We start from the raw sequence: 12,302 nt of genomic DNA, 5'->3' as shown, positions 1-12,302 counted from the left end.
GCGGGTTTGCTTACGGGCAAACCCGCCTTCGGACTGCGGGATTTATCCGCGCAACTAACGCTTTACTTCATGACAGCGGCCATCGCCGCGGCCACCGCCGGCAGGTTCTTCTCGTTCAGCGCGGCCACGCAGATGCGGCCGGAGTCCACGCCATAGATGCCGAACTCGCTGCGCAGGCGCTGCATCTGCTCGGCGTTGAGGCCCGAGTAGCTGAACATGCCCTTCTGGCGGGTCACGAAGGAGAGGTCTTGCGTGATGCCGGCCTTCTGCAGCGCCTCGACCAGCGCGCCGCGCATCGCCTTGATGCGCACACGCATGCCGGCCAGTTCCTCTTCCCACATCGCGCGCAGGGCCGGGGTGGTCAGCACGTTGGCGACGACCTGGGCGCCGTGCGTCGGCGGGTTGGAGTAGTTGGTGCGGATGACGATCTTGAGCTGGCTCAGCACCTTGGCGGTCTCCTCGGCGGTGGCGCAGACCACGCTCAGCGCGCCGACGCGCTCGCCGTACAGCGAGAAGCTCTTGGAGAAGCTGGTGGAGACGAAGAAGTCCAGGCCGGCGGCCAGGAACTGCTGGATCACCGCGCCGTCCTCGGCAATGCCTTCGCCGAAGCCCTGGTAAGCCATGTCCAGGAAGGGCACCAGGCCGCGGGCCTTGACGGTGCTAACGATCTGGTCCCACTGACCGGGGGTGAGGTCGTAGCCGGTCGGGTTGTGGCAGCAGGCGTGCAGCACGACGACGGTGCCGGCGGCCGTGCCGTTCAGCGCCGTCAGCATGCCGTCGAAGTTGATGCCGCGGCTGGTGGCGTCGTAGTACGGGTAGGTGCCGACGGTGAATCCGGCGTTGGTGAACAGCGCGCGGTGGTTCTCCCAGCTCGGGTCGGAGATCAGCACCTGGGCGTTCGGGTTCAGGCGCTTCAGGAAGTCGGCGCCGATCTTCAGGCCGCCGGTGCCGCCCACGGCCTGCACCGTGGCGACGCGCTTGGCTTCCAGGATCGCGCTGCCGGCGCCGAACACCAGGCCCTGCACGGCCTTGTCGTAGGCGGCGATGCCGTCGATCGGCAGGTAGCCGCGGGCCTTCGGGTCGGCCTGCATGTCGGCCTCGGCGGTGGCGACGCACTTCAGCAGCGGCAGCTTGCCGTTCTCGTCGTAGTACACGCCGACGCCCAGATTCACCTTGCCCGGCCGGGTATCGGCATTGAATTGCTCGTTGAGACCCAGGATCGGGTCGCGGGGGGCCATTTCGACGGCGGCGAACAAGGACATGGTCGGTTTCCTGACAGGACGGTGGCGGTGGAGAGGGATGCGCTGAACGCGGGGGTTAGCAAAGGCCTTGAGGCCTGCGCTACCCTGTCGGATTGCGCAAGCAGCAGATTTTAAGTGATTACCCGATGCACGACGCCTCCAACGCCACCGAGAGTCCGGCCGCCGACACGGATGCACCGAAGGGCGAATTCGTTACTTTCGAAGGCTCGCCGTTCCAGCTCTTCCAGCCCTTTCCGCCGGCCGGCGACCAGCCGACCGCGATTGCCGAGCTGTGCGAGGGCATCAACGACGGCCTGAGCTTCCAGACGCTGCTGGGCGTGACCGGCTCGGGCAAGACCTTCACGATGGCCAACGTGATCGCGCGCCTGGGCCGGCCGGCCATCGTGTTTGCGCCGAACAAGACGCTGGCCGCCCAGCTCTACGGCGAGTTCCGCGACTTCTTCCCGAACAACGCCGTCGAGTACTTCGTCAGCTATTACGACTACTACCAGCCCGAGGCCTACGTCCCGCAGCGCGACCTGTTCATCGAGAAGGACAGCGCGATCAACGAGCAGATCGAGCAGCTGCGCCTGTCCTGCACCAAGAGCCTGCTGGAGCGGCGCGACGTGATCATCGTGGCCTCGGTATCGGCCATCTACGGCATCGGCAACCCGAGCGACTACCACCAGATGGTGATGACCCTCCGCTCGGGTGACAAGTTAGGCCAGCGGGACGTGATCGCCCAGCTGATCCGCATGCAGTACACCCGCAACGAGATGGAGTTCAGCCGCGGCATGTTCCGCGTGCGCGGCGACACGATCGACGTGTTCCCGGCCGAGCACTCGGAGCTGGCGCTGCGCATCGAGCTGTTCGACGACGAGATCGAGACGCTGCAGCTGTTCGACCCGCTGACCGGCCGCATCCGCCAGAAGCTGGCCCGCTTCACCGTCTACCCGAGCAGCCACTACGTGACGCCGCGCGAGCGCGTGCTGGCCGCCACCGACGGCATCAAGGCCGAGCTGCGCGAGCGGCTGGACTTCTTCGTCAAGGAAGGCAAGCTCGTCGAGGCGCAGAGGCTGGAGCAGCGCACCCGCTTCGACCTGGAGATGCTGCAGGAGGTGGGGCACTGCAAGGGCATCGAGAACTACACCCGGCACCTGTCCGGCGCCGCGCCCGGCGAGCCGCCGCCGACGCTGGTGGACTACCTGCCGGCCGATGCGGTGATGTTCCTTGACGAGAGCCATGTGCTGATCGGCCAGTTCGGCGGCATGTACAACGGCGACCGGGCGCGCAAGACGACGCTGGTCGAGTACGGCTTCCGCCTGCCCTCGGCGCTGGACAACCGGCCGCTGAAGTTCGATGAGTTCGAGCGCAAGATGCGCCAGGCCGTCTTCGTCTCGGCCACGCCGGCCCAGTACGAGAAGGACAACGCCGGAGCGGTGGTGGAGCAGGTCGTGCGACCGACGGGCCTGGTGGACCCGGTGGTCGAGGTGCGGCCGGCGCGGGAGCAGGTGGATGACGTGCTGCAGGAGATCCGCGAGCGCGTGGAGGTGCAGGAGCGGGTGCTCATCACCACGCTGACCAAGCGCATGGCCGAGCAGCTCACTGATTACCTGAGCGACAACGGCGTCAAGGTCCGCTACCTGCATTCCGACATCGACACGGTCGAGCGGGTGGAGATCCTGCGCGACCTGCGGCTGGGCGTGTTCGACGTGCTGGTGGGCATCAACCTGCTGCGAGAGGGCCTGGACATCCCCGAGGTCTCGCTGGTGGCCATCCTCGACGCCGACAAGGAAGGTTTCCTGCGCGCCGAGCGCAGCCTGATCCAGACCATCGGCCGCGCCGCCCGCAACCTGAACGGCAAGGCCATCCTCTACGCCGACCGCATCACCGACTCGATGCGCAAGGCCATGGGCGAGACCGAGCGGCGCCGCGCCAAGCAGCTCGCCTTCAACGAAGCTAACGGCATCGTTCCACGGAGTGTCAACAAGCGCATCAAGGACATCATCGAGGGCGTCTACTCCGAGAAGTCCGGCCGCGACGACCAGAAGCTGCTGCAGGCGGCGGCCGTCGAGGAGATGTCCGAGAAGGACCTCGGCAAGCGCATCCAGCAGCTCGAGAAGCAGATGCTGGAGCACGCCCGCAATCTCGAGTTCGAGAAGGCGGCGCGGGTGCGCGACCAGTTGGCACAGCTGCGAGAGCAGGCCTTCGGCGCCGCGACGCACGACAACATTCCCGGTGTTCGCACTGTCAACTCCTAGTCGCAAAGCGGCGGCAAGCAAATCTCCGAGATGTCGAGTAAAATCGTCGGAAATAGGCCAGGGTTAACCCGAGCTGTAAGCTGCGGCTCCATCTGGTGACTAGGGATTTCCCTTAGTCATTCGGATTTCGAGTCAACCCTAACGGGCTTGTCCATGCCGCTTCAGGGTCCGCTGGACCGAAGGAGTTTTGATATGCGTCTTACCACCAAGGGCCGTTTTGCCGTCACGGCGATGATCGATCTGGCGCTGCGCGAGAACGGCGGCCCGGTCGCGCTGGCGGCAATCAGCCAGCGGCAGCAGATTTCGCTGTCGTACCTCGAGCAACTGTTCGGCAAGCTGCGCCGCCATGAGCTGGTGGAGAGCACCCGCGGCCCCGGCGGCGGCTATTCGCTGGGCCGCAAGTCCAGCGAGATCACGGTGGCCGACATCATCGTGGCGGTGGACGAGCCGATCGACGCCACCGGCTGCGGCGGCAAGGAAAACTGCATGGGCGAGGACACCGGCCGCTGCATCACGCACGAACTCTGGACCAGCCTGAACTCCAAGATGATCGAGTACCTCGATTCGGTTTCACTGCGCAAGCTGGTGGAAGACCAGCTCGCCAAGGGTGTGACGATCGAGGAAGCGCCGATGAAGCGTGCCATTTCGAGCCAGCCCGTGCTCAAGCCGATCCGCATCACGGCCCCCAATTCGGTGTTCGCCCTGGGCAACGCCTTCCTGAAGTAAGCAAAGCAAGAAACCCGCTCCCAGCCATGGACATGACCCCGCATTTCCCGATCTACCTGGACTACGGCGCGACGACGCCGGTCGACCCGCGCGTGGTCGAAGCGATGATCCCGTGGCTGCGCGAGCACTTCGGCAACCCGGCCTCGCGCAGCCACGCCTGGGGCTGGGAGGCGGAAGCGGCGGTCGAGAAGGCGCGCGAGCAGGTGGCGGCGCTGATCAAGGCCGACCCGCGCGAGATCGTCTGGACCTCGGGCGCCACCGAGTCCATCAACCTCGCCGTCAAGGGCGCCGCGCAGTTCTACAAGGGCCGCGGCAAGCACATCATCACGCTGAAGACCGAGCACAAGGCGACGCTGGACACCTGCCGCGAGCTGGAGCGCCAGGGCTTCGACGTGACCCTGCTGGACGTTGAAGAGAACGGCCTGCTGGACCTCGACAAGTTCAAGGCCGCGCTGCGGCCGGACACGATCCTGGTCTCGGTGCTGTTCGTCAACAACGAGATCGGCGTGATCCAGGACGTGACCGCCATCGGCAACATCTGCCGCGAGAAGGGCATCGTCTTCCACGTGGACGCCGCCCAGGCCACCGGCAAGATCGAGATCGACATGACCGCGCTGCCGATCGACCTGATGAGCCTGGCCTCGCACAAGACCTACGGCCCCAAGGGAATCGGCGCGCTGTTCGTGCGCCGCAAGCCGCGCGTGCGCCTGGAAGCGCAGATGCACGGCGGCGGCCATGAGCGCGGCCTGCGCTCGGGCACGCTGGCCACGCACCAGATCGTCGGCATGGGCCTGGCCTACGAGATCGCCCGCCAGGAAATGGGCGAGGAGCTCGAGCGCATCCGCATGCTCCACAACCGTCTGCTGGACGGGCTGAAGGACATCGAGCAGGTCTTCGTCAACGGCGACCTGGAAAAGCGCGTGCCGCACAACCTGAACATGTCCTTCAATTTCGTGGAGGGCGAGTCGCTGATCATGGGCGTCAAGGGCCTGGCGGTGTCGTCCGGCTCGGCCTGCACATCGGCCAGCCTGGAGCCCAGCTATGTGCTGCGCGCGCTGGGCCGCAGCGACGAGCTGGCGCACAGCTCGCTGCGCATGACCATCGGCCGCTTCACGACGGTCGAAGAGATCGATTACGCGGTGTCGGTGCTGAAGGACCGTGTCGCCAAGCTGCGCGAACTCTCGCCGCTGTGGGACATGTTCAAGGAAGGCATCGACCTCAGCACCATTCAGTGGACCGCCCACTGAAGCCCACAGAACTACAGGAGAACCATCATGGCTTACAGCGACAAGGTCGTTGACCACTACGAGAACCCCCGCAACGTCGGCGCCTTCGACAAGGGCGACGATTCCGTCGGCACCGGCATGGTCGGCGCTCCGGCCTGCGGCGACGTGATGAAGCTGCAGATCAAGGTCAATCCGGCCACCGGCCTGATCGAGGACGCCAAGTTCAAGACCTACGGCTGCGGCTCGGCGATCGCCTCCAGCTCGCTCGTGACCGAGTGGGTCAAGGGCAAGAGCCTGGACGAGGCGCTGACGATCAAGAACACGCAGATCGCCGAGGAACTGGCGCTGCCGCCGGTCAAGATCCACTGCTCGATCCTGGCCGAAGACGCGATCAAGGCCGCGGTGGACGACTACCGCGCCAAGCGCACGGCCTGACCCGGAGCCCAGCGGATGTCCGTAACGATGACCGAAGCGGCAGCCCGCCACGTGACGCGCTACATCAGCAAGCGCGGCCGCGGCGTCGGCGTGCGGCTGGGCGTGAAGACCACCGGCTGCTCCGGCCTGGCCTACAAGCTTGAATACGCCGACGAGGTGGCGCCCGAGGACGTCGTCTTCGAGGGCCACGGTGTGAAGATCCTGATCGATCCGAAAAGCCTGCCGTATCTTGAAGGCACCGAGCTGGACTTCGTCCGCGAGGGCCTCAACGAAGGCTTCAAGTTCCGCAACCCGCGTGAGAAGGACCGCTGCGGGTGTGGTGAATCGTTCCGCGTCTGATTGGCCGATTGGGCCTGCTAACACTACAGCAAGGGGTCGCGAAGGTCCGGCACACGGGGTCAGTCTAGGCGCAGGCCACCGCCCGCACTCGTGTGCGGGCAAGGACTGCAACAACGAGTGGCCCCGTGTGCCGGACCTTCCCGAAGGGTTGTGATCAAAAGGGCCGCATCTCGCGTTGCAAATCCTCGTCGGGCATCGGCCCGACTCCGGTTTGCGCCTTGTCTGCGGCCCTTTTGATCACAACGCGGCCCCTTGCTGTAGTGTTAGCAGGCCCTAAAATCCTCGGCCAACGATCAGCGAAGGCGCGGCCATTGCCGCGCTTTTTTCTTGCCCCGCATTTCACTTGACCATGCGCCTGACCGACGACGATTTCAGCCTCTTCGGACTGCCCCGGCGGCAGGCGCAGCAGCGCGCCGAGATCGATGCGCGCTGGAAGGCGCTGCAGGCCCAGGTGCACCCGGACAAGTTCGCGGCCGAGGGCGCCTCGGCGCAGCGGCTGGCGATGCAGTGGGCGCTGCGCGTCAACGAGGCGCACCAGCGCCTGCGCGATCCGCTCAGGCGCGCCGCCTACCTGTGCGAGCTGCAAGGCGCGCCGATCCAGGCCAACGAGAACACGCGCATGCCGGCGAGTTTCCTGATGGAGCAGATGGAGTGGCGCGAGAGCCTCGACGATGCTGCGAACCTGGCGGCCGTCCAGGCGCTGGATGGGGAAGTCGCCGTGCGCGAGAAAGCCCTGCTCGACGAGGCCGGCCGCTTGCTCGACGAAGCCGGCGATGCCCCGGCCGCGGCCGAGCGGGTGAGGGCGCTGATGTTCATCGCCAAGTTCCGCTCCGATATCGACAAGCGCCTCGAAGCGCTGGAAGAACAAGACCTGTAAAGACCTGACCCCATGGCCCTGCTGCAAATCTCCGAACCCGGCGCCTCGCCCAATCCGCACGAGCGCCGCATCGCGGTCGGCATCGACCTGGGCACGACGCATTCGCTGGTCGCTGCCGTGCGCCATGGCGTGGCCGAGTGCCTGCCGGATGAGCAGGGCCGGGTGATCCTGCCTTCGGCCGTGCGCTATCTGGAGGACGACCGCCGCCAGATCGGCGCCGACGCGCTCGCGGCACAGGCCGAGGACCCGGAAAACACGCTGGTGTCGGTCAAGCGCTTCATGGGCCGGCTGCTGGCTGACCTTCCGGGCCGTGACAAATTGCCGTATTCCTTCGTCGATTCGCCGGGCATGTTGTCGCTGCAGACGCGGGCCGGCGTGGTGTCCCCTGTTCAGGCTTCCGGCGAGATCCTCGCGACGTTGCGTTTTCGCGCCGAAGACACGTTCAACGACGACGTTTTCGGTGCCGTGATCACCGTCCCGGCCTATTTCGACGACGCGCAGCGCCAGGCCACCAAGGACGCCGCGCAGCTCGCGGGCCTTAATGTGCTGCGCCTGATCAACGAGCCGACCGCGGCCGCGATCGCCTACGGCCTGGACAATGCTTCCGAAGGTCTCTACGCGGTCTACGACCTCGGCGGCGGCACCTTCGACATCTCGCTGCTGCGCCTGACGCGTGGCGTGTTCGAGGTGGTGGCCACCGGCGGCGATGCCGCGCTGGGCGGCGACGACTTCGACCGCGCGCTGGCGGACTGGGCGCTCGGTCAGTCGGGCATCAGCGTTAGCAGCGCGCATGACAAGCGGGTAGTGCTGGTGGCGGCGCGGGCGGCCAAGGAGGCGCTGTCCTCCGTCGATTCGACGCTGCTGAAGGCCGCGCTCGACGTGGGGCCGCTGGAAGTGGCCGTGAGCCGCGCCCAGTTCGAGGCGCTGGCCGAGCCGCTGATCGCCAAGACGCTCGCCAGCGTGCGCCGCGTGCTGCGCGATGCCAAGGTGAAGGCGGACGAGGTGCAGGGCACGGTGATGGTCGGCGGGTCCACCCGCATGCCCTGCGTGCGCGAGGCCGTCGGCAAGCTGTTCGGCCGCGATGTGCTGACGAACCTGAATCCGGACGAGGTTGTGGCGCTGGGCGCCGCCATCCAGGCGAACCAGTTGGCCGGCAATGCCGCCGACGGCGAACTGCTGCTGCTGGACGTGATCCCGCTGTCGCTGGGCCTGGAGACCATGGGCGGCCTGGTCGAGCGCATCATCGAACGCAACTCCACCATCCCCGTCGCCAAGGCGCAGGACTTCACGACCTTCAAGGACGGCCAGACGGCCATGGCCGTGCACGTGCTGCAGGGCGAGCGCGAACTGGTCAGCGAGTGCCGCTCGCTCGCGCGCTTCGAACTGCGCGGCATCCCGCCGATGGTGGCGGGCGCCGCGCGCATCCGCGTCACCTTCCAGGTCGATGCCGACGGCCTGCTGAGTGTCTCCGCGAAGGAGCTGAACTCCGGCGTCGAGGCGGCGGTGCAGGTCAAGCCGAGCTACGGCCTGGCCGACGACCAGATCGCCAGCATGCTGAAGGACGGCTTCGCCAGCGCCGAGGGCGATATGCAGGCGCGCAAGCTGCGCGAGGCTCGCGTCGAGGCCGAGCGGATGACTCTCGCCACCCGCTCCGCGCTGGCCGCCGATGGCGACCTGCTGGACGTGGCGCAGACCGAGGCGATCGAGGTGCTTCTGAAGTCACTCGCCAGCACCGCCGAAGGCGCTGATGCCGACGCGATCGACGCCGCTGTCACGGCGCTGGCCGAAGGCACCGAAGCCTTCGCCGCCGAGCGCATGAACCGCGGCATCCAGCAGGCACTGACCGGCCGCAACATCGAGCAGATCTGACAGACCATGCCCATCATCAAGATCCTTCCCCACGCCGAGTACTGCCCGCAGGGCGCCTCGATCAACGCCCCGGCCGGCACCTCGATCTGCGAGGCGCTGCTGGACAACGACATCGAGATCGAGCACGCCTGCGACCAGGTCTGCGCCTGCACCACCTGCCACGTGATCGTCCGCGAGGGCGGCCGTTCGCTGTCCGAGATGGACGAGGGCGAGGAAGACATGCTGGACCGCGCCTGGGGGCTGGAGCCGGATTCGCGCTTGTCCTGCCAGGCGATCCTCGGCCAGTCCGATGTGACGGTCGAGATCCCGAAGTATTCGATCAATCACGCCAAAGAAGGCAAGTGAAGGTTCTCGGCTTCGAGTCGTCTTGCGACGAGACGGGCGTCGCGCTGGTGGAAGTGCCAGCGACGGGAACGCCGCGCCTGCTGGCGCAGGCGCTGCACAGCCAGATCGCAATGCACCAGGCCTACGGTGGCGTCGTGCCCGAGTTGGCCTCGCGTGACCACATCCGCCGCGTGCTGCCGCTGACCCGCGAAGTGATGGCGCAAGCCGGCACCGGCTTGAAGGACGTAGATGTCATCGCCTACACGCAGGGCCCGGGTCTTGCAGGCGCGCTGCTGGTGAGCGCAGGCGTCGCGGTGTCGCTGGCCGCTGCCTTGGGCAAGCCGACGCTGGGCATCCACCACCTGGAAGGCCATCTGCTCTCGCCCTTCCTGTCCGCCGATCCGCCTGAGTTCCCTTTCGTCGCGCTGCTGGTCTCCGGCGGCCACACGCAGCTGATGCGCGTGGACGAGGTCGGCAGCTACGAGATCCTGGGTGAGACGATCGACGACGCTGCCGGCGAGGCCTTTGACAAGAGCGCCAAGCTGCTGGGCCTGCCATACCCCGGCGGCCCGCATCTGGCGCACATGGCGGAGCAGGGCGACGAGAAAGCGTTCGCGCTGCCGCGCCCGCTGCTGCACAGCGGCAAGCCGGACTTCAGCTTCGCCGGCCTGAAGACCGCGGTGCTGACGCAGGTGAAGAAGCTGGGCGACGCCCCGACAGAACAGCAGCGCGCCGACCTGGCCGCGTCCACGCAGGCCGCGATCGTCGAGGTGCTGGTGAAGAAGTCGATGCTGGCGCTGAAAGAGACCGGCCTGAAGCGGCTCGTCGTGGCCGGCGGGGTTGGTGCTAACGCCGAACTTCGGCGGCAACTGAATGCCGCCTGCGCCAAGCGCCAGGTGCGCGTGCACTACCCGGAACTGAGCCTGTGCACCGACAACGGCGCGATGATCGCGATGGCTGCCGCGATGCGGCTGCAGCGCGGCATGGCCACGCTGCAGCAGGACGGCAGTTTCGCGGTGCGCCCGCGATGGGCGCTCGGATCGGCTTAGCCGACGGTCAGTTCGCCAGCGTTGTCCGGCTGGCGCTTGACCAGCGTCAGGCTCAGCACGCCGTTCTCCAGCTTGGCCGCGGAGTCGGCCTTGCTGACTTCCACCGGCAGCGTGAAGCTTCGCGAGAAGCGGGTGACGGAGCGCTCGCGGTAGATCGCGCGGGTGCCTTCGGCGGCTTTGTCTTCACGGGCCTGCTCGGCGTCGATGCTGACGCGGCGGCCTTCGATCTTGACCTTGACGGCCTCCTTGGCCACGCCCGGCAGGTCGAGCTGCACGGTGTAGGCGGCATCGGTCTCGCTGACGTCCAGCGCGGGGCTGCGCAGCGCGACGGCGTCTTCGGTGATGTTGAACAGGCGGTCGATGCGGGGGCGGGTAACAACAAACATGGAATGCTCCAGTGAGTGAAAGACAATCGATTTCAGGGTTGGCGTCGATAGCTGTTTCGTCCGCCGTGCATCGAATCTTGGAACGCGCCAAGGCCTTTCAAGGGCTCGCAAAAATATGGCTTGCGAGGCCTTGGAAGCGCGCGCTGCGCCACCAATTGGGTGCGCTTTTGCTTTTGACGGCCGCCGGCGTGCAGGCGGCCGAGCCGATCAGGTTGGCACTGATCGAGGGCCTGTCCGGCCCCTTCGGCAATGCCGGCGAAGCGGTGTTCCGCAACCTGGTCTGGGCCACCGAGCGGGTCAATGCGCGCGGCGGCGTGAAGCTCCCCGAGGGCCGCCGGCCGCTGGAACTGCTGCGCCTGGACAGCAAGGGATCGACGGACGAGACGCTGGCGCTGATGCGCACGGCGATCGCTCAGGACGCCCGCTTCCTGCTGCAGGGCAACAGCTCGGCCACGGCCGCCGCGCTGGTCGATGCATTGAACAAGCACAACGAGCGCGATCCCGGGCACCGCGCGCTGTTCCTGAACTACGCCGCCGTCGATCCCGCGCTGACGAATGAGCGCTGCAGCTTCTGGCACTTCCGCTTCGATGCCCATGCAGATATGAGGTTATCTGCACTGACCGACCAGCTCCGCGACGACCGTTCGGTCAGCAAGCTCTACCTGATCGGCCAGGACTACAGCTTCGGCCAGCAGGTGCTGAGGAAGAGCCGCGAGATGATCGGCGCCAAGCGGCCGGACATCCGCATCGTCGGCGAGGACCTGCACCCGATCGGCCGGGTCAAGGACTTCCTGCCCTACGTCACCAAGATCAAGGCCAGCGGCGCGCAGGCGGTGCTGACCGGCAACTGGGGCAACGACCTGACGCTGCTGATCAAGGCGGCGCGAGACATCGGCCTGGACGCGAAGTTCTACACCTTCTACGGCAACTCGCTGGGCGCGCCGGCGGCGCTGGGCGATTCGGGCGTGGATCGCGTGCTGGCCGTGGCCGAATGGCATCCGAACGTCGGCACGGCAAGTTCCGATGCCTTCTACGAGACCTTCCGCCGCCGCTTTCCGCGGCCCGAGGACGATTACCTGCACGTGCGGATGCAGGCGATGGTCGAGGTGCTGGTGCAGGCCATCGAGAAGGCGGGCAGCACCGAGGCTGGCGCGGTGGCGCGGGCGATGGAGGGGGCGGGCTTCGACGGTCGCTTGCTCGGCATCCCGCACCAGGGCCGGATGCGCGCCCAGGACCATCAGTTCATCCAGCCGCTGTACGTGACCGTGATGAAGCGGGCCGGCACGCCGGGCGCGGCCTTCGACAACGAAGGTTCGGGCTACGGCTTTCGCACACTGCGCTACGTGGAGCGGCCCGAATTGCCCAGCACATGCAGAATGGCGCGACCTGCCAACTGAATAGCGCCATCGCCATGCGTGAGTTGATCGCCGAACTGCCCGCCTCCAAGATCCGCCTGGTTGCCAATGCCGGCATCGGCCGCGAGGACGTGCTGGCCTTCTGGTTCGGCGAGAGCGACGAGGTGACGCCGCTGCCGGTGCGCGAGGCGGCGTCCGCGTCGCTGCTGAAGGG

12 protein-coding genes and 1 pseudogene are annotated in these 12,302 nt (G+C 66.8%); 11 read left to right on the top strand and 2 right to left on the bottom strand.

Annotation, left to right across the window (positions count from 1 at the left end; genetic code table 11):
• Window positions 1-62: 62 nt before the first annotated feature.
• Window positions 63-1,262 (bottom strand): amino acid aminotransferase, encoded by a 1,200-nt coding sequence (locus B0W88_RS07720; protein ID WP_077034080.1) that lies wholly within the window; start codon window positions 1,260-1,262, stop codon window positions 63-65.
• A 125-nt stretch (window positions 1,263-1,387) separates the two neighbouring features.
• Here B0W88_RS07720 and uvrB point away from each other — a divergent pair, with 125 nt between their 5' ends.
• The 9 genes from uvrB (at window position 1,388) to tsaD (ending at window position 10,347) form a co-directional block, all read left to right on the top strand.
• Window positions 1,388-3,502, top strand: a complete 2,115-nt coding sequence (gene uvrB, locus B0W88_RS07715) for an excinuclease ABC subunit UvrB (RefSeq protein WP_077034079.1) — start codon at window positions 1,388-1,390, stop codon at window positions 3,500-3,502.
• Window positions 3,503-3,694: 192 nt separating this feature from the next.
• On the top strand, window positions 3,695-4,228 hold the full coding sequence (locus B0W88_RS07710; protein WP_077034078.1) for a Fe-S cluster assembly transcription factor: 534 nt from the start codon (window positions 3,695-3,697) through the stop codon (window positions 4,226-4,228).
• Between the two features lie 26 nt (window positions 4,229-4,254).
• Window positions 4,255-5,475 carry an IscS subfamily cysteine desulfurase gene (locus B0W88_RS07705; protein ID WP_077034077.1) on the top strand — a complete coding sequence of 407 codons (1,221 nt, stop codon included), beginning with the start codon at window positions 4,255-4,257 and terminating at the stop codon, window positions 5,473-5,475.
• A gap of 27 nt (window positions 5,476-5,502) precedes the next feature.
• On the top strand, window positions 5,503-5,889 hold the full coding sequence (gene iscU / locus B0W88_RS07700) for a Fe-S cluster assembly scaffold IscU (protein WP_077034076.1): 387 nt from the start codon (window positions 5,503-5,505) through the stop codon (window positions 5,887-5,889).
• A 15-nt stretch (window positions 5,890-5,904) separates the two neighbouring features.
• On the top strand, window positions 5,905-6,228 hold the full coding sequence (iscA, locus tag B0W88_RS07695) for an iron-sulfur cluster assembly protein IscA (protein ID WP_077034075.1): 324 nt from the start codon (window positions 5,905-5,907) through the stop codon (window positions 6,226-6,228).
• 349 nt (window positions 6,229-6,577) lie between these two features.
• Window positions 6,578-7,105 (top strand): Fe-S protein assembly co-chaperone HscB, encoded by a 528-nt coding sequence (gene hscB / locus B0W88_RS07690; RefSeq protein ID WP_077034074.1) that lies wholly within the window; start codon window positions 6,578-6,580, stop codon window positions 7,103-7,105.
• A gap of 12 nt (window positions 7,106-7,117) precedes the next feature.
• A complete protein-coding gene (hscA, locus tag B0W88_RS07685) occupies window positions 7,118-8,974 on the top strand; it encodes a Fe-S protein assembly chaperone HscA (RefSeq protein ID WP_077034073.1) in 1,857 nt (618 codons plus the stop codon).
• A 6-nt stretch (window positions 8,975-8,980) separates the two neighbouring features.
• Window positions 8,981-9,319: an ISC system 2Fe-2S type ferredoxin gene (gene fdx / locus B0W88_RS07680; protein ID WP_077034072.1), complete on the top strand. Its 339-nt coding sequence runs from the start codon at window positions 8,981-8,983 to the stop codon at window positions 9,317-9,319.
• Entirely contained in the window at window positions 9,316-10,347 is a 1,032-nt protein-coding gene (gene tsaD / locus B0W88_RS07675) for a tRNA (adenosine(37)-N6)-threonylcarbamoyltransferase complex transferase subunit TsaD (protein WP_077034071.1), read from the top strand. Before fdx ends, tsaD begins: the two co-directional genes overlap by 4 nt.
• Here the strand turns inward: tsaD and B0W88_RS07670 are convergent.
• Window positions 10,344-10,733, bottom strand: coding sequence for an Hsp20/alpha crystallin family protein (locus B0W88_RS07670; RefSeq protein ID WP_083748637.1), 390 nt, complete (start codon window positions 10,731-10,733; stop codon window positions 10,344-10,346). The genes tsaD and B0W88_RS07670 overlap by 4 nt on opposite strands.
• Window positions 10,734-10,900: 167 nt before the next feature.
• On the opposite strand from B0W88_RS07670, the gene B0W88_RS07665 reads away from it, so the two are divergent.
• Window positions 10,901-12,130, top strand: a complete 1,230-nt coding sequence (locus B0W88_RS07665; RefSeq protein WP_369973851.1) for a branched-chain amino acid ABC transporter substrate-binding protein — start codon at window positions 10,901-10,903, stop codon at window positions 12,128-12,130.
• A 14-nt stretch (window positions 12,131-12,144) separates the two neighbouring features.
• Window positions 12,145-12,302, top strand: a pseudogene (locus B0W88_RS32920) (pyridoxal phosphate-dependent aminotransferase); the annotation flags it as partial.

Origin of the sequence: Pelomonas sp. KK5, from assembly GCF_001984095.1 — a bacterium.
Lineage (GTDB): Bacteria > Pseudomonadota > Gammaproteobacteria > Burkholderiales > Burkholderiaceae_C > KK5.
The sequence above is the reverse complement of the archived record's forward strand: the minus strand, read 5'-3'. Positions and strand labels throughout refer to the sequence as shown.